The organism is Leptotrichia buccalis C-1013-b, from assembly GCF_000023905.1.
Lineage (GTDB): Bacteria > Fusobacteriota > Fusobacteriia > Fusobacteriales > Leptotrichiaceae > Leptotrichia > Leptotrichia buccalis.
On sequence record NC_013192.1, the window covers coordinates 1,165,784 to 1,182,634 of the forward strand.

Genomic DNA, 16,851 nt, shown 5'->3' on the forward strand with positions numbered 1-16,851 from the left:
GAAAGGATAGTTATCAGTGAAATACTCAATATTAAAATTCAAAAGAAACGAAAAGCATACAATGAGAGACCTAGAAAAATTAAGAGGTTTTTTGGCAGATAAATATAAAGAAAATGTGTTATTCCATAATCATTTATCAGACGGATATAATTATTCGTATCCTAAGTTGCAGTATAAATTGATTACTAATATGCTTTCTGTGATGGGAATTGGTGAAGATGTTACTGAGATAAATAAGAAACTTTTTGAAGAAATTGATTATTTGAATATTGATGGGAATTTGATTTTTGATATTCAGAAAGAAATTGAAATTTTTGATGATGAAATAGAGTTTATGGGGGATAAAATGTATGAATATAGATTTGTGACGCCGTATTTACCATTAAATGACAAAAATTTTTCTAAATACTTGAGGAGAGAGTACACATTGGAACAAGCAATTACGAATAACATTTTAGAAGTATTAAAAGGTTTGGGAATTTGGCTTGAGAAAGAAAATAAAATTTATGTTTCGGCAGATTTGCAAATAACTTCAAGAGATTTGAAAAATGTAAATATGATAGCGTTTATCGGAAATTTTTATACAAACATAAAATTTCCAGATTATTTCTCACTTGGAAAAAGAAAAAATTTAGGTTATGGAACGTTTGTGAAAGTTGAGAAATAAATTTTTATGAAATTACATGAAACTAAATATTTTTAATTGATAAAACTAAATAGATATGGTAAAATGAATATGGTTATTATTACCATATCTTTATATTTTAATTGTAATTTCTTTTACTTGCAAAGTAGCTAAAATAAAGGAATTGGGAAATAAAAAAGTTACGGAAATAAGTGGAAAAACAATAAAAATCTTGTCATATATCTGTTAATTTTAATAGAGTTAGATTCTCAAAAAAACTCTATAAGAGTTGAAAATAAAGAGTCTGCTCTGTAGAACGGATAAAAGAAGAGAATCCAGTAGAATAAGGATTGAAAAAAGAAAAGATTTGGAAATTTGGATTGAAAAAAATAAAGCGAAATATACTGATGAAATTTATGGAGATTTAATCTATGAAAATTATAATATCACCAAGCAAAACTAAAAAAATTAACAATTTTCCAATAAAAGATAGTGGCTCTTTGACTGAAAAAGAGCCTTTTTATCTAGAAATAACAAAGGAAATTATTGAAAAAATAAAAACCTTTTCTGTAGAGGAAATTGAGAAAAAGTTTAAATTAAAAAATGAAAAGGCACAAAAGTTATTGGAATTTTATAAAAATTATGAAAACGAGAAAAGTGGAAATGCTTTGACAAGCTATACTGGTGTTGCGTATAAGGCTATAAAGATTGAAACACTTGATAAAAATGATTTTGAATATTTGGAATCGCATCTGGTTATTTTGTCTGCTTTGTATGGGGTTTTGACGCCTTATACAAATGTGAAGGAATATCGGCTTGATATGACAAATTCAATTTTTGAAAGTAAGTCGCTTTATGAGGTTTGGAAATCAAGTGTAAATGAATATTTTGAAAAGGAAGACATTATTTTAAATCTTGCCTCAAAGGAATATTCTAAACTTATAAACCCTGATAAATTGATTAATTTTGAGTTTTGGGAAGATTCAAATGGGAAATTAAAGCAAGTGAGTACAAACTCGAAGAAAATGAGAGGCTTTACTCTAAATTATATTGTGAAAAATAAGATTAGTGATGTGAAAAAATTGAGAAATATTACTTTGGATGGATATGTTTTTGATGAGAATATGTCGGATGAGAGAAAATTTGTTTATGTGAAGAAATAATAAATTTGAAAAAAAGAGGATTTTTATTTTCCTCTTTTTTTGTTAATAGTAATAGAAATTATTGATGAAATATAGTATACTGGATTAAGAAAAATTAGAAATTATAAAATTGTAGATTTTTAAATTTTGTAAATGGATAAAAGATGATAAAAATAGACATAGATGAGAGAAAGTGGAAGAAAATAAAAGAAGAACATTCGGAATGGTATTGTAAAAAAATATTTCCTAGAATAAAAAAAGCATTTGAAGAATTAAAAAAACTATATGAAGATAAATTTTCTGACTATGAAGAGTTCGAAAGACATATAGAAATGCTAAAAAAAATAGTAGCAGAAGAGAAAGAGTTTGTTATAAAAGAAGAATTATTTTTGGATTATAAAATTAACGAAATAGAAAAATTAAGAAATTTAATGCAAAAAGTAGGAAAGAAAAAAAGTGTTTTAGAAGTATGTTTTGATAAATTAAAAATACCTAAAAAGTATTTGCCGAATCAACTTTTTTGTTATAAGAAATTATACGAAGAAGGAAAATGGAGTAGACATAAGTTATTATCATTAATGGGAATAGAAGTATGTCCATATTGTCAAAGAAACTATATTAGTAGTTATGGCAAGAAAACAATAGCAGATTTGGATCATTTTTATCCAAAATCATTATATCCCATTTTTAGCTTTGTCTTTGTATAATTTCATACCTAGTTGCCAAGTTTGTAATAGCAGATTTAAAGGATATAAAGACAAGGGTGTTTCTGTATATCCGTATAAGGAAAGTTTTGATGAATTAGGAGTAAAATTTAAGACTTCAAAAGAAGTTATATATGAAATTTTAGGAGAAAAGGATTCCGATTTTTATGTAAAAATTGACTATGAAAATCTTAAAAATAAAGAAGACGTAGAAAAAAGTAAAGAATAGTATTGAAAATTTGGGATTGGATAGAGTATATAAAAAATCGCATAATCAGTATATTCAAAATTTACTATATAATATTGAAAAATATCCAGAAAATTATTTGGAAAATTGTGTAGAAATGTTTGAAAGTAATGTTGATAAGAAAAAACAGCTTGAAGAATATTTTAAAGATATTGTGAAAGAGCCGTATAGAAAAAGAATAGAAAATGGAGAGCCTTTGGCAAAATTAACTAAAGATATCTTAGAAGAATTTGATATAAAAATTTAAGGAGGATATGAAATGTTTCCGATATATATGTGGGTAAAAGGATATAAAGGGCTAGAAAATTTTGGAATTACTTTTGATAATAATTATAAAATTACTTTTGAAGATAGAATAATAATTAATAAAGCAAAAACTGATAATAATATAGAAAATTTTTATTCTATTGATAAAACAATAGGAAATATAGATAGTGTTAATTTGTTGATTGGGAAAAATGGGAGTGGGAAGACAAGTATTTTACAAGTATTAGGCTTTGGAGATTCTAAATTAGGAATTTTAGAAGGAGATGATTTAGATGAAGAAGACTTCCTTCCCTATAGAAATAGTACGAATAGTATGATTCTCTATAAATTTACGAATGACAAAAATTTTATTCTTGAAATACGTGAAAAAGATGGGTTTAGAAAATTAATCTTTATAAAGGTAGGAAAAGATAAAAAAATAACAATAGAAAACAAAACAGAACATTATTATGATAACATAAAAAAAATAGGAATGATAAAGTTTTCATTAAAAAAGAAAATTATGAACACTGATTTAAGAAGATTGAATTTTATTAGTGAGTATCGAAGAAAAGATAGTATTCATAAATTAAATATGGGATTTGGAAATGGAAGTAAAAAAAATATATATAATTATTTAACCAATATAAATCGAAAAAATAATGATAATTTTGAAAATGCATATCTAGTACTACTAATTCCTAATTTATATGAAAAATTTAAAGAATATTTAGAAAATATAGAGTATTCAGATATAGATTTAAATATAATTGATGATACTTTTAAGTTATATAATATAAACAAAAGTAATTCAAAGGATATTATTGTAAATAATTATTTGAATTTTCTTTATTTAGCAAAAATATTGAGAGATTTTGATAAAAAATCAAAAAAAAAAATTATTGAAAAAAGAAAAGACAGAGTAAAAAATATAGGGGCAGTCATTAAATACGACAACAAATCTTTTTTGACTGCTTTTTTTAAAATATTTTACTTTGTGATATTTCTTTCAAAATTTCCCTAATCGGACATTCTCCTCTTCACAAATATGGCATATTTGTGTTTTTTCCTGTTTCATTAACAATTTCTGGCAAGTATTCCATCTCTATTACCTTTTCTAGTGAACTCGTTCTTTTGCCGCTAAAGTACAATTCATACGCCTTTTCCCTGTCTTTTCCATAGTTTGCAAAGAAAGTGTGGTATAACGCTCTTGCCTTTATCTTTCTTTTCGAAAATGCTTTTGGTCTACTTGATAGAAATCTTGAGCATTCGTGGGATACTAGGGCTTCCGTCCTTGAGCCTATGTAGTCCTCCTCCGTGTATATTCTTCTTATCTTCTCATACTGGTTAAACAGCATCTTCGTCTGGTCTTTTCTTCTCTGGCTTACATTCTCCTTTTCCTTGAAATTTTCATAAAAGTTTTCAAGTTCTGCAAAGTTATCTTTCTCAAGCCACCTGTAAAGATTTTTTGATATTTCCTTGTCCCTTTTAGAAATTTCAGCTATGGCTTTTACTAAATGGAACTTGTCATAAATGTGTATTGGCTTGTAAATTCCAAGCTCTCTTACAAAGCTGTCTATCCATATTCCTCCATCAGAGTTCACAATTAGTTTCTTTTTGTCCATATTGTATCTTTTTTCAAGATAGTTAAGTACATACTCCGACACTTCCTCAAGCGATACGGATGTAGGAAACATTATTGTGTGTTTGTCAATGAGTTTGTTCCTGTCTGTGCAGATTTCCTCAATTCCACGATGTATTACAACCATCCTCATATATGTATTTTTACTTCTTCTGCACTTCATATGGTCTTCATCAATCTCCATATATACTGGCGAATCGTCATCCCTTTCAAATCTTTCAATATCAAGTTTTGGCATTTGAAAAGAATTGACAAGATTATACACGGTAGCCCTTGAAACACCGTAAGTTTTTGCAAGAAATGAAGCTGTAGTATACTGATATTCAAAAAGTATAGTAAAAATCATTTCCTCAGAAAGCCGCCTATACCGCTTAAGTCCAATTTTTTCATCAATGTAATAGTGAATGCCTGTTTTCTTGTCTACATATTTTCGACGTTCAAAAGTTACATCCCCGAAGGCAGTGATAACAGTTCTTTTAACAAATCCTTTGCTTTTAAACTTATTTTTTCTTTCGTTGGAATGAAAGAAGTAATCATCAACTCTTTTGACATAAACTCTAAACAGCGTTTCAAAAGCTTTTGTGACAAACAGCTTAAACTGCTGCTCAAACGGAAGTCTGAAAGAAAAAATATTTTTAAAAAAAATCTTTACAAGCGAGGAAAAATTTGATACTCTAATCATAGAGGGAACCACCTTTCAATAGAGTTTGGCGATTATATTGTAACTGGTTTCCTCTTTTTTGTTAATTTGAAATTTAATTAAATTTATTTGCCCTATATTTTTTACTCTGTCTGATTTTTTGCAAAAAAAGGGAAAATCTATTTATGATAATTTTACTAAAAAATGCTTTCCTCTATTTTTATTTTTTAATACTATCTTCCACAAATTTTTTTGTAATAGCAATCTCGGCATTTTGTACCGCCTTCTATTTCTATTGGGTATCGCTCAGTTTCAATTATTTTTAATGCTTCCGCAGCACTTTCTTTTACTTTTTCCAAATTTTTATTTGTACATTCTATTTTCTTTAATGATAGACCATTTAAAAACAAAATATACCCTTTTTGAGATTTAATTTTATACTTTTCTTCAATTAATATTAAAAACATGGCTACTATATATTTGTATCTATTTTCTTCTCTTGCTGTATATTTAGCATTATAGTAATAAACTGGAACTATTGTTTTGTCTTCTAAAAGAAGTATGTCGTCTAATTTTCCATAAAAATGATATTTTTCTGAAGACAACTCTTTGTTAAATTCTCTATTATACCAGTATAGTATGTTTTCTTGTGAATTCATCATTTTTTCTATACTTTGTTTTTTTAATTTCAGTCTATCCCATATCCATTTCCTATTTATACTATTTTTTCCTTTCACCCTTTCCTCTTCTTTCTTGTTAGAATCTTCTTTTTTTTCTCCAAACATTTTTAGCACATTTTCATAATATATTATTCTAGGACAAAAAATATAGTCCAAAACTTCAAATATTGATATTTTCTGAGATTTAATAACTTCCATTTTTATTCACCTCTTTTAAAAAAATAATACTGGCTTTTCATCTTTAACAATATCTTGTTCAAAAGATAATCCCAGTAATGTTGCCTTTTTATAATCTGCTTCACAAACAGGGAAAATATATACTGAATCTTCTCGTAAATCAATTGCTTTTTTTGTTTCCACTATAATTTCATCAACTTCATCTTTTTCCATATTTCCTAAAAATACCGACTTCTGAACTCTATATAATCCATGTTTTTGTGCTATTTTAATAATTTCTCTTCTATTTCTATCATCTGTTATATCGTATATTAACCAAGTCATCATTTTCAATCACCTTCTATAAATAATTCAAAAATAGTCCTCAAGTCCCCAAAATTTTAATTTTACTTTGATATCAAAAAATTTGCTAATTCGTGGCATTCAAACTGTAACTTATCTAAACTTGAAATATTTCTGTTATTGTAACGCACCTTTTTTTCCAATCTGTTATAAAAACTCTCAACCAAAACTTTTTTTCCATCGCCTACCAACATAACACTATTTCCTTCTCTTTTGAAAAAATATTTTTGAACTCTTTTTTGTGTAAAAAGTGAAAATACCGTTCTACTAGCTAAATGTCTGTAACTTTCTATTAAATCAAAAACAAGCGATTTTTTTCCATAATTATCTGTATGAATTATTCCGACATAAGGATCAAGTCCCGCAATAATACAAGCTTTTTCAACTTTACTGTACAATATTCCAAAAGCATAGTTTAACATTGCATTAAATTCATCTTCCGCAGGGTGCATACTTCTTTTTTCAAATTTAAATCCTTCTGGTATCAATTCCGACAATGTTTGGTAGTATATTTTTGCTGCATTTCCTTCGTACCCCATCAAAGTCCCTCTTTTTTCACTAACATTTCCTTCTACTAATTTTATTTGATAAATATATCTTTTCATTTCTTTTATTTGTTTATCCAAAAATGCTTTTTTCGCTTCTCTTTTTATCTTCAAATCTTCCAAATGTTCTGCACAATTTTTAATTTTCTGTATCAATATCTGTTTTGCCAATTCAATTCCCTTTTGAGTCCCAAATATTTCCAACTGTTTTCTTCTAATATTAGCTGTTGAACCAAATTTACTTTGCCAAAATCTTCCATACGGATTTCCAAAATCATCAACAATCACTATATCAATATTATTATCCACTGCCAATTTTATTACATCTGTTGTCAAAAAAATCCCTTTAGATAGCACTAATGATTTTATCTTCTGTGGAGCCACCGCTACCTTTTTCTCACTCGTAGTTATCTCAAACAAATCATCTCTCTTTTTTACCACTGTCCCCAAATCTGTTATATATAGTTCCATAGGTTTTTATCCTTTCTTAGATGTTTTTTTATTTTAAATCCATTTCCAAATTTAACTCAAACTCTTGATTCTTACCCCTTAAAAAACTCCTTTCAAGAGTCCAAGTTACATTTGGCATTAATTTTTACAATTACTTTACTATTCCGAAAATACTTTTTTTGCTATATTCCCTATCGTTAATGTCATCCCTGTGTCAAATACTCCACCTACTACTCCGCCTACTAATGGCATCATTTTTATGACATTCACCAAACCTTTTTGTCCAAATTTTGTAACTAATCTGAATCCCACTTGTTGATTTATTTTTATCAATATTGCTCCTGGAACTCTTTTTAACGCATTAACTGCCACTTTTTCACTAATTTTTATTCCCACATTTTTTAATATATTTGCTGCTGAACTTCCTGTTAAACCCGTATAAGCTATTGTTCTTACTTGATCGCTGTAAATATCATACCCATTTATGTGTGCTATTGCTGCTATCATTCTTAATTGTACATAAATCACACCTGCTACATTTGTTGGTATTGCCACTGGTAATACTAATAATCCACCTAATCCTGTTATAAATCCATTTGTTCCACACAATACTGTTTGATATCCTATTAAATTGTCTATTGCTTTTTCTCTACTGCTGCTTTTTGCTAAATAATCTTCTACCAGCTCCACAACTGTTCTTTCTCTAGGTAATACCCCTTCCAGTGCTTTATTATAGCAGTTTTCCAGCAAGTTCATCATTTCTCTTTCCAACATAGGTTATCTCCTCCTAATATTTTATTTCCACAAGATTATAGTACCATTTTCCCTTAGCTTATTTTCTCGATTTAATAACTTACTTTTCATTCACATTTAAAATGAGATTTTCTTAATTTTTCTTCTGCCTTTTTCCCGCCTTTTAATGTCTCTTTATATGACAAATATCCCGATACTCTTCTCAATTTTTTTATTTCAGCGCTTCCACAGCAGCTGCATTTTTCTTCAAATATTCCAGTAGTTTTACAATTTCCACAATAATCTAACGGGAAATTTATTCCTAAATAAATTACTCCATTTAAAATTCCATATTTTATAACATCCATAATTGCTTCACTATTATTTAATACAGGTGTAGAAAATTCAACATACGAAATTGAACCACCATTACAGTATTCAACAAATTTTGATTCTAATTCTAATTTTTTAAATGCGTCTAAATCTAAGTAAACTGGAATATGAAATGAGTTAGTATAAAATTCTTTAGTTTCTTCATCTTCACAAAATCTTCCACTAATTCCTTCACCTGGAGTTGCCAATACTGAAAAATTCAAACTGTATTTTTTTGTCCATTCATCTGTCAATTCTCGTATAAATTTTAATATTCCCTTTGATAATTCTAAATTATTCTCAATCATTTCCAATGATATTTTTTCATTCATCAAATAACTTACACAATCGAATAAACCAATAAAACCAATTGAAAGTGTTCCATTTTTAAAACTATTTTTCATATTATTATTCTCTATTGATGTTTCGGAATTTTCATAAAAATTATTTTCTAAAATATATTTAAAGTTATCAATTTCCAATTTACATAACGCTTCATATTTTTGGATTAAAATATCTTTTGATTTATCGCAAATTTCACTCAATTTTTTATAAAAATCATCTAAATCCATACTTTCTCGTGCAATTTTTGGTAAATTTATTGAAATTGATGCAATATTTCCTCTTTTTAATGCTCCCTCTTCTCCATTCACATTTCTTGCTACCAATGTTCTACATCCCATTATTCCGACTTTTTTCTCATTAATATCTTTTACCAGGATACTGTCACAATTAAAATACGTCGGATTCATTCTCTTCCCTGTTACTCTTGCCGCTAATGAAAATAAATCATAATTTTTGTCACCGAAATCAAAATTAATCCCTTTTTTCACTTTAAAAATTATATTTGGAAAAACAAAAGGCAATCCATTCAAAACTTCACCGTGTTCAAACGCTTTCAAAAAACATCTAGTTACTTTTCTGCCATTTTCACTCGTATCTAATCCCAAATTAAACGAAACATATGCCTTTTCATAACCATTTCTCAACGGTAAATTCAAATTTTTATACAATCTTCTAATTTTTGTTATTAATTTTTCTTCAGAAATTTCTTGTACAAACTCCGCCAAATCACTGTCAATATTAATAAATCCTATTCCACCTGACTGATCATTCGTTAAGCTCACAATAACTTGAAAAACATAGTCTAATGCCTCATCAATTTCGATTTCGCCTAAATTTTTTTTCAATTCATTCAATTTTTCTCTTAACTCAATCCCAATACAATTGTACGAAACTCCTGTATATTCCTTGTCATGAATATGAATGTATCTTTCCTCATGTAATTGATTTTTAAATTCCTCATTTTTCAAAATTCTGTATGCCGCATTTGTATTTGCGTTTGCTTGATTAACTCTCATTTATAATCTCTCCTTTTTCTCTCTAATGAATAAAATTTTTGATTACTTGATCCATAAAACTTTTCTTGTATTCTCAATGCATTTATATATTTTCCAACTTTTAAATACTTTATTTTTCTAAAATGTTTTTTGGAACTTTCTCTAAGTCATATAAAGTATAAAGTGCAGTTTCAAAATTCTTCTTGTACAAGTTCATTAATAAATTCTTCTAAGGCTTCTTTTTGCATCATAGGCTCTCCACCCGAAATAGTAATTTTTTTTACTGGCAAATTATACGCTAATATTTTTTCACATAAATCTTTTACTTCATGCTCTTTTCCGTATCGTATATCTTGTATTCTTTCATTGTGACAACCTCTACATTTTACATTACAATCTTGAAAAAATATTGTTGTTCTAATTCCAGGTATATCTTCATATCTGCTTTTCTTAATGGATGCAATTTTTACTTTCATTGTATACCTTCATTTATTATCTCTTTACATCAACAATTTTAACAAATATTTTTCTCCTATTTTTCTCTAAAAAAACTCATTTTTTTTAGTATTTACTTTATTATAAAATTTGATAATATCATTTTTTTAGTTATACGATTGCTAAAAAACCATCTTAAATTTTAATTTCAAGATGGTTCTTTTTGTTGATCTATCTATATTTTAAATTTATCTTTAATCCATTTTCATAAATAATAAAATCTTCAATTTCATCTGCTTCAGGAAATTTTTCTTCAATTTTTCTTCTAATCACTTGGTTTAATCCTGTAATAATCTTTTTTAATTTAGTAACATTTTGATCTTTTATCCTAAATCTTCCCTCCATATCTTTTTTAGAAATTTCAAATTTATTTTTTTCAATATTATTAAATAATTCTACTATTGGAGCATTAATTATAGCATCTGGATTATGAAAAAAAATTTTTTCAATTTGTGTTTTTCTATCAGTTTTAGTGACTACTTTTTTTGTTTTATTCTGAATCTCGACTATATCTGATTTTTCCGATATTTTAAATGGTAATTCTATTTCACCTTTATCATATTTATCACATATTTTTTCTAATGTAAAATCGACTTCTATTTTTTTCTTCAATTTCTTTCTATCTTTTTCGTTAGAAATATCAAATTCATCTCTTTTATCTTTTTTTCTTATAAAAGATTCTTCTTTAAGATTAATTTTTAGCATTTCTAATTTCCCTTCATCTTCAAAAGGCACATCCAACACACCTCCCTTATATCTAATTAATCCTATATTCATATCTGCCAAATTTGGTATTTCAAATTCTTCTAATTCATATTCCATACTAAATTCATCAAATAAAATTCCTTTTATCTGTTTTATTTTTTCATTTGTCTTTTTATCTTTTGAATTTACTATACTAATTATTTTTTCTACTTTTTCTTCTTCATAGTAATCTTTCAAAATGTTTTTCACATTTTCAAAATAATAACTAGAGACCTTTTCAAAAACAGCTTGTTTTAATAACAGATAGAAAAAATAATCTGTACCATCAATTGAAATTTCTTCATCATCAATTTCAGAATCTTCATAATTTAAATCTAAATCAAAAGTTTCTTTTCCCTTTCTCTCGAGGGCTCTTTTTGCTTTTTCCTCTTCATCATTTATTATTTCATTTTCTGTTATCCCAAAAATATTTTTACTAAATTTTAACCAATTTATATTATCATTTTCTACTCTGTACACTATTCTTAAAAGATACTTCACATATTCTCGCAATCTTGAAATATTTTCTGGTAAAAATTTATATTCAAATATTTTTCTCAATCCTTTGTTTAAATCATTATAAAAATCCTCAATATCTTCATTGTATTCTAACATTTTAAAATAATTAAATAGTTTTCCAATTTCTTCATAAAAAAATCTTAAATCATCAATCCCTACTACCTCATACAAATCTGAAACAGTTTGACAATTTGCTTTCATAATGTTTTCATTTATTTTTCTATATATTCTGTTCGATTCTTCTAATGGATCCTTCATTAAATTTAATTTAGTAACTAAACTCATTCTAGGTCCTTGTCCTTTTTCAATTACAAACCTGTCTTTGTTATTTTTATCAACTGGTTTATAGTTAGATAACATTGTTTCTCGCCAGTTTATTGATTTTATTTGTTTTTCAACTGAAATTTTATAAAATACAATTCCTATCTCTTTCAAACCAAGTGTTGTATCTAAAACGGTATTATTTTTTGAGATTTTTCCTTCTAAAATTAAATTTATTACTTTTCTGTATAATGTATCTATACCAGTATCAATCAAAACTCCTTCTATTTTTACTATATCTTTATATTTACTAGTTTCTTTATATTCCAAAAATTTATTTTTAGTTTGCTCAGTGTATAATAAATATAATGTTTCTATGTTAGGAAATATTTTTAAATCTTTTTCAAATGGTAAGTCTTCAAGAATAGATTTTTTTTCACCAAAGCTATGACTGAAAGCTGAAACTATCTTTGTTATTTTATCTGTATCTACTCCCTCTTCTTCTAGTAATTTTTTCTCATTTAATAAATGTCTTTTAAAATCTTCTTCAAAAAGTTTTAAATCAAAATTATCTTCTTCTATTTTTATTCCTGTTTTATTATTTTTTTTATCATAATTATCAAAATAATAATCTATTAAAAAATTGTCATCTATTTTTTCATATTTCTGAATATTTCGATTATCAATCATTAATTTCCTTATTTTTTGTGCTAATTCTGTTCTTGAGATTCCAATTTTTTCCATTTTTTATTCCTCTTTCATTTTAGTTATTTTATTTTACCGTATTTTTTTGAATATTTTTCAATGTCTTGTAACGTAAATTTATTCATAATTTCTATTACGTTATTTAATAAATTTGAGCAATATGTTGTATCATTTCTTTCTCTAGTGTTAATATGTCCTGCATCATTTCTTATTTCATTCAATTTATTTATAGAATTTATTAATTCATCTATTTTATTGTCAATATTCTTAGTTTTTAGTTTTTCCACTTTTTTATAAAAATTTTCACTTTTTTCTTTCGAATCGATTTTAAAAATTTTATATTTATAAATATCAATCAAAAAGAACAGTGCCAGTGCATAATTTTTAGAATCTTTTTGTTTTCTCACAAATTTTATTAATTCTTCATATGTTTCATTTTTTATTAATTTTACTTCTATAATTTCATATACTTTTTTATTTATTAAATCTAGTTCTTTATTATTTATTTTTTCAAATTCTTTAGATATCTCTATAATCTTTTTATATTCATTATATGTATATGCTTCTGAAATTTTTCTCATAATTTTTGATAATTTTTCATCTATCATTTTAGTATTTTCTAAAGCATTTGTATATTTTGTATAATCTTTAAATTCTGCTATTGATTTATACAAATTAATTATTTTTAAAATAGGTATTTTATAAATACTTCCATACTCCGAGTTTAATATTCTTTCTCCATAATAAATCGAATGAATGATAACATTATCATTTAATAATTCAAACAATCTCAACGAAGTCAATAAATTAAATGGAATATCTCTAAATGAATGGGTAATATCCATATCTATTTCTATTATTTCTCGTTTTTTTACTTCTATTTCATTTTTTATTTTTAAATATAACTCGTCTACATCTCCAAAATTATCAATTTGAACATATTTTATTTTTTCATTTGGTAACATTATACCTTTATTTTTAAAATTTTCTGTTAAAATATCCCATTTCCCTGTTTCAAGTCCAAAAATATAAATTTGATTATAATCCTCTATGTAAGGCTCAAATGTGTATTGTGTTTCTATAATTTCTTTTTTTCCTTCGTTATCTAAATACTCATAAAATATTTTTTCATATCCTTTTCCTGATTCACCTGACCCTAAATTCCAAATCAATATTTTTCTTTTTGATGAATTTCTATATTCATCGTTATTTTCTATATATTTCCCTGATTTATTTAAAGGATGAACAATTTTATCTCTTTTATCCTTTAAATTTTTATATTTTTTATTATCACTTTCATACTTATTCACTATTTCTAAGCCATAATTTTTTACTTTATTATGATATTTTTCATTCTTTAGTGATTTTACTTCTTTAATTTTTTCTTTTAAAATATTTTCATATTCATTTTTTAAATTTATTTTAGTTATTTTTTTATAAATATCATCAATACCTTTTAAATTAAATTGTAATTTAATATAAAATTCATCTAGTTTATTCAATAAATCCCTATTCCCAATTTCTCTTAATTTATCAATACTTCCATATTTTGTAAAAGAACTAACAGCGTCTACAAAATCCAATTTTTCTAGCACATTTGTTATATCAATTATTTGAAAATAATCTGTATTTATATCATTTTGGGAATACAGCACTTTTAAATTCAATTGACTATAATACATTTTTAAAATATTGATGATTGAAACTAATGACATATACATTATTCTAAGACCACCTGTTATATCAACATAAATTTTACTTCTGCTTTGTTCATCTAATATATTTTTTATTTCTTCTATCTGAAAAATTAAATCAGAAGCAATATTCTGATTATCAAAATTATTTTTACTTTCAACAAAAAATATTTTACACTTATCTAAAAATTTCTTTTCAAATTCTTTTTTTATGTACCCAATATCATTTTGTTTACTTTCTTCAAATATAATTTTTTTATCTTCAGAGTAAAAATATTCATTCAGCAAATTATACAAATAATTCCAACTGCTTTGTTGTGTTCCAAAAACTACTATTTTATTTGGTTTTAATTTTTCTAAATAAACCTTTGTTAAGTATTCATATTTTTCTAAATTAAATTTTTTATCTTTCCATCTATATTCTTTCTTATTTTTCTTTGCTCTTTTTATGTTCTCTTCAAGATTATTTGATAAAGACATAATTAAAATATTACTTTCCATTTTAGACCTTCTTTCTGTAAAATTAAATTTCATTCAAAGTGCATATTTTGTTGTCGTAAGCATTCATTTTTTATCAGTTAGCTTAATCCTATTCATATTTTACAAACTTTACATGCTCAAAATAACTTATCTTTTTTACAATTTCACCTTCTTTTATTTCTTCAACATTTCTTTCAGTATAACTATATACAGGAATTAATTCATTTTCTATTGACCATTTTACAAGATTATATGTATATCCCCAGTTACCTTGAATCAGAATTATATCATCTTTGTTAAAATTTTCTTTAATAAATTTTTTTATTTTTTCCAAATTTTCTTTATAATTTTTCTTTATTGATACATTTGACCACATATTCTGTAATTCTTCAGGTAAATTTTTAATTTCTTTTACTTTGTATTCTTCAACCAATTCTTTTTTCTGATTCTCTGTTAATTGATGCGAAAATACTAATAGTACCTTTTTTTCTTTTTTTTTCATTAAATTCTCCTCTTCATCCTAAATTTTTATTTCTCTATCATTTTACCTTATTAATTTTAAAAATCAATTCTTTTCTTGTCAAAGTTATATATATTTTTCAGATTATAGCAATTCTACTTTAAATTTAGAAAAATATTACTCCTCCTTTAAAGCAGAATTACCACATTTTCTAAAAACTACCAACTAAAACTGTCAAAAAAACTTGATACTTCATTACAAAAATCATTTACGCTGCTACCAAAATCTTCTGCCATATTTCCCATTGTTGTAAACATATCATTTGCGGTATTAACTGTTTCGTTCATCAATTTTACTGTCTGATTTATACCTTCTGCCACTGCTACCACTCCTGCTGTTACCACTACCGCTGTTCCTACTGCTTCTTCAATTCCTGTCATTTTTATCACCTCCTTTTTTATTTTAGATTCATTATATAATAATTTGATAACTTATTTATGTAATTTTTTCACCAACTTTTTATTCCCACCCACCTAAACCCTCTATTTATCTTCTAAAATATTTCTACAAAAAAATCAACAACTCCACTAATTATATTTTCTCCTACTCCAACTATTGCTCCACCTACTGTACCTATTACTCTTCCAACTGAACCTAATCCTATTAAACTTCCTATTGCTTGACCTATTGTTCCACCTATTGCCATTCCTTTTGTTACTGATTCCACAAATTTCTCTAAAACTTCCGCTCTGTAATCTTGTAAATCATCATTATCTTTCCATATAATTTCTTCCTTATTCATATTTTGTGCATAAACTAATCTCTTTTCTTCTGGTGTACATTGTAATATGTAGTATAATAATTTTGATAAATTGTATGTTTTTGTTGTATATATCCTTCTTCTTTTTCTCCAGCACTGTAGTAAATTGGCTCTGTGTCTATTCCTGTTGCTTCTTTTATCCTTCTTTTTACTGATATTACTTTATTTTCCAAAAATTCTTGCAATTTCTTTTCAGGTCTATTTTCTTCCGTATTCCAATATTTACCTTTCATCGCTACATCCGCCTGATTTATCGCAACCAATATCCTATTTTCCTTATTATCCCCTAAATTCGGTATTATTACATTATTTATCAATTCGTATGATGTTCCCAAATCCCTGCTACTTCCATCCAAAATTACCAAAACCAAATCAATTAACAAATTATCATTTTCATCTTTTTCATAAAGTTTGTCAATTATTCTTTTACTATGCTTGTTATATGCTTCTTTTCCATCACCTAATCCTGGAGTATCCCATATTACTAAATTATCCAACTCATATTTATCAATTTCCGTCGTTTCTGGATCTGCACTTATTCCTACTTTGCTACTTCCTTACCAAATAACGCATTAATTGTACTGCTTTTTCCTACTCCTGTTGCACCTGTTACCATTAAATTAATTCTTTGATTTTTCATTCTCAACAAATTCCCTAACAATTTTTGTCTTGTTTTCTCATCCATATTTTCACGCATAACATTTTTTTCAATTTCCTTAAATATATTTTTCCTCATAATTTATACCTTCTTTCTCTTATTCATATTTTTTATTATTATAACATTTCAAA

The 16,851-nt window shown here is 25.8% G+C and carries 20 protein-coding genes; 6 read left to right on the top strand and 14 right to left on the bottom strand.

Features of this window, described 5'->3' with window-relative positions:
* Positions 1-16 precede the first annotated feature (16 nt).
* From LEBU_RS05360 to LEBU_RS05375, 6 genes are all read left to right on the top strand, one after another.
* Positions 17-667, top strand: coding sequence for a CRISPR-associated endonuclease Cas6 (locus LEBU_RS05360; protein ID WP_015769321.1), 651 nt, complete (start codon positions 17-19; stop codon positions 665-667).
* Positions 668-1,056: 389 nt separating this feature from the next.
* Positions 1,057-1,788 (top strand): YaaA family protein, encoded by a 732-nt coding sequence (locus LEBU_RS05365; RefSeq protein WP_015769322.1) that lies wholly within the window; start codon positions 1,057-1,059, stop codon positions 1,786-1,788.
* Between the two features lie 143 nt (positions 1,789-1,931).
* On the top strand, positions 1,932-2,474 hold the full coding sequence (locus tag LEBU_RS12195) for a hypothetical protein (protein WP_015769323.1): 543 nt from the start codon (positions 1,932-1,934) through the stop codon (positions 2,472-2,474).
* Complete coding sequence (locus tag LEBU_RS12200; RefSeq protein ID WP_238974518.1) at positions 2,467-2,700, top strand: hypothetical protein; 234 nt, start codon at positions 2,467-2,469, stop codon at positions 2,698-2,700. The genes LEBU_RS12195 and LEBU_RS12200 overlap by 8 nt, the downstream gene beginning before the upstream one ends.
* Before the next feature lie 16 nt (positions 2,701-2,716).
* Entirely contained in the window at positions 2,717-2,965 is a 249-nt protein-coding gene (locus LEBU_RS12205) for a hypothetical protein (RefSeq protein WP_238974519.1), read from the top strand.
* A 12-nt stretch (positions 2,966-2,977) separates the two neighbouring features.
* On the top strand, positions 2,978-3,988 hold the full coding sequence (locus LEBU_RS05375; protein WP_015769326.1) for an ATP-binding protein: 1,011 nt from the start codon (positions 2,978-2,980) through the stop codon (positions 3,986-3,988).
* Between the two features lie 16 nt (positions 3,989-4,004).
* Here the strand turns inward: LEBU_RS05375 and LEBU_RS05380 are convergent, their stop codons facing one another.
* From LEBU_RS05380 to LEBU_RS12220, 14 genes are all read right to left on the bottom strand, one after another.
* Complete coding sequence (locus LEBU_RS05380; RefSeq protein ID WP_015769327.1) at positions 4,005-5,288, bottom strand: ISLre2 family transposase; 1,284 nt, start codon at positions 5,286-5,288, stop codon at positions 4,005-4,007.
* Positions 5,289-5,479: 191 nt separating this feature from the next.
* Positions 5,480-6,124, bottom strand: coding sequence for a CRISPR-associated protein Cas4 (locus LEBU_RS05385; RefSeq protein ID WP_015769328.1), 645 nt, complete (start codon positions 6,122-6,124; stop codon positions 5,480-5,482).
* A gap of 15 nt (positions 6,125-6,139) precedes the next feature.
* Positions 6,140-6,430, bottom strand: a complete 291-nt coding sequence (gene cas2 / locus LEBU_RS05390; protein ID WP_015769329.1) for a CRISPR-associated endonuclease Cas2 — start codon at positions 6,428-6,430, stop codon at positions 6,140-6,142.
* Positions 6,431-6,489: 59 nt separating this feature from the next.
* Positions 6,490-7,461, bottom strand: a complete 972-nt coding sequence (gene cas1, locus LEBU_RS05395; RefSeq protein WP_015769330.1) for a CRISPR-associated endonuclease Cas1 — start codon at positions 7,459-7,461, stop codon at positions 6,490-6,492.
* A 138-nt stretch (positions 7,462-7,599) separates the two neighbouring features.
* On the bottom strand, positions 7,600-8,214 hold the full coding sequence (locus tag LEBU_RS05400) for an EcsC family protein (RefSeq protein ID WP_015769331.1): 615 nt from the start codon (positions 8,212-8,214) through the stop codon (positions 7,600-7,602).
* A gap of 86 nt (positions 8,215-8,300) precedes the next feature.
* A complete protein-coding gene (locus LEBU_RS05405) occupies positions 8,301-9,905 on the bottom strand; it encodes an anaerobic ribonucleoside-triphosphate reductase (protein WP_049756103.1) in 1,605 nt (534 codons plus the stop codon).
* Positions 9,906-10,075: 170 nt separating this feature from the next.
* On the bottom strand, positions 10,076-10,360 hold the full coding sequence (locus LEBU_RS05410) for a 4Fe-4S cluster-binding domain-containing protein (RefSeq protein WP_049756104.1): 285 nt from the start codon (positions 10,358-10,360) through the stop codon (positions 10,076-10,078).
* 190 nt (positions 10,361-10,550) lie between these two features.
* Positions 10,551-12,647: a hypothetical protein gene (locus LEBU_RS05415; protein ID WP_015769332.1), complete on the bottom strand. Its 2,097-nt coding sequence runs from the start codon at positions 12,645-12,647 to the stop codon at positions 10,551-10,553.
* A 23-nt stretch (positions 12,648-12,670) separates the two neighbouring features.
* Entirely contained in the window at positions 12,671-14,803 is a 2,133-nt protein-coding gene (locus tag LEBU_RS05420) for a TM1812 family CRISPR-associated protein (protein WP_015769333.1), read from the bottom strand.
* Between the two features lie 88 nt (positions 14,804-14,891).
* A complete protein-coding gene (gene csx20 / locus LEBU_RS05425) occupies positions 14,892-15,284 on the bottom strand; it encodes a CRISPR-associated protein Csx20 (protein ID WP_015769334.1) in 393 nt (130 codons plus the stop codon).
* 176 nt (positions 15,285-15,460) lie between these two features.
* The gene (locus LEBU_RS05430) at positions 15,461-15,682 is read right to left on the bottom strand and encodes a hypothetical protein (RefSeq protein ID WP_015769335.1); all 222 of its coding nucleotides are present in this window, start codon (positions 15,680-15,682) and stop codon (positions 15,461-15,463) included.
* A 113-nt stretch (positions 15,683-15,795) separates the two neighbouring features.
* Entirely contained in the window at positions 15,796-16,044 is a 249-nt protein-coding gene (locus LEBU_RS12210) for a hypothetical protein (RefSeq protein WP_238974520.1), read from the bottom strand.
* Between the two features lie 14 nt (positions 16,045-16,058).
* Positions 16,059-16,559 (bottom strand): GTPase family protein, encoded by a 501-nt coding sequence (locus tag LEBU_RS12215; RefSeq protein WP_238974521.1) that lies wholly within the window; start codon positions 16,557-16,559, stop codon positions 16,059-16,061.
* A 44-nt stretch (positions 16,560-16,603) separates the two neighbouring features.
* Positions 16,604-16,798 (bottom strand): hypothetical protein, encoded by a 195-nt coding sequence (locus LEBU_RS12220; RefSeq protein WP_238974522.1) that lies wholly within the window; start codon positions 16,796-16,798, stop codon positions 16,604-16,606.
* Positions 16,799-16,851 lie beyond the last annotated feature (53 nt).

What these genes read in the sequence shown, in the direction of transcription:
- LEBU_RS05365 (WP_015769322.1), top strand. Translation starts at nt 1,057, where the DNA reads ATGAAAATTATAATATCACCAAGCAAAACTAAAAAAATTAACAATTTT.
- LEBU_RS12195 (WP_015769323.1), top strand. Translation starts at nt 1,932, where the DNA reads ATGATAAAAATAGACATAGATGAGAGAAAGTGGAAGAAAATAAAAGAA.
- LEBU_RS05375 (WP_015769326.1), top strand. Translation starts at nt 2,978, where the DNA reads ATGTTTCCGATATATATGTGGGTAAAAGGATATAAAGGGCTAGAAAAT.
- LEBU_RS05380 (WP_015769327.1), bottom strand. Translation starts at nt 5,288, where the DNA reads ATGATTAGAGTATCAAATTTTTCCTCGCTTGTAAAGATTTTTTTTAAA.
- LEBU_RS05385 (WP_015769328.1), bottom strand. Translation starts at nt 6,124, where the DNA reads ATGGAAGTTATTAAATCTCAGAAAATATCAATATTTGAAGTTTTGGAC.
- cas2 (WP_015769329.1), bottom strand. Translation starts at nt 6,430, where the DNA reads ATGATGACTTGGTTAATATACGATATAACAGATGATAGAAATAGAAGA.
- cas1 (WP_015769330.1), bottom strand. Translation starts at nt 7,461, where the DNA reads ATGGAACTATATATAACAGATTTGGGGACAGTGGTAAAAAAGAGAGAT.
- LEBU_RS05400 (WP_015769331.1), bottom strand. Translation starts at nt 8,214, where the DNA reads ATGTTGGAAAGAGAAATGATGAACTTGCTGGAAAACTGCTATAATAAA.
- LEBU_RS05405 (WP_049756103.1), bottom strand. Translation starts at nt 9,905, where the DNA reads ATGAGAGTTAATCAAGCAAACGCAAATACAAATGCGGCATACAGAATT.
- LEBU_RS05410 (WP_049756104.1), bottom strand. Translation starts at nt 10,360, where the DNA reads ATGAAAGTAAAAATTGCATCCATTAAGAAAAGCAGATATGAAGATATA.
- LEBU_RS05415 (WP_015769332.1), bottom strand. Translation starts at nt 12,647, where the DNA reads ATGGAAAAAATTGGAATCTCAAGAACAGAATTAGCACAAAAAATAAGG.
- LEBU_RS05420 (WP_015769333.1), bottom strand. Translation starts at nt 14,803, where the DNA reads ATGGAAAGTAATATTTTAATTATGTCTTTATCAAATAATCTTGAAGAG.
- csx20 (WP_015769334.1), bottom strand. Translation starts at nt 15,284, where the DNA reads ATGAAAAAAAAAGAAAAAAAGGTACTATTAGTATTTTCGCATCAATTA.
- LEBU_RS05430 (WP_015769335.1), bottom strand. Translation starts at nt 15,682, where the DNA reads ATGACAGGAATTGAAGAAGCAGTAGGAACAGCGGTAGTGGTAACAGCA.
- LEBU_RS12210 (WP_238974520.1), bottom strand. Translation starts at nt 16,044, where the DNA reads ATGAATAAGGAAGAAATTATATGGAAAGATAATGATGATTTACAAGAT.
- LEBU_RS12220 (WP_238974522.1), bottom strand. Translation starts at nt 16,798, where the DNA reads ATGAGGAAAAATATATTTAAGGAAATTGAAAAAAATGTTATGCGTGAA.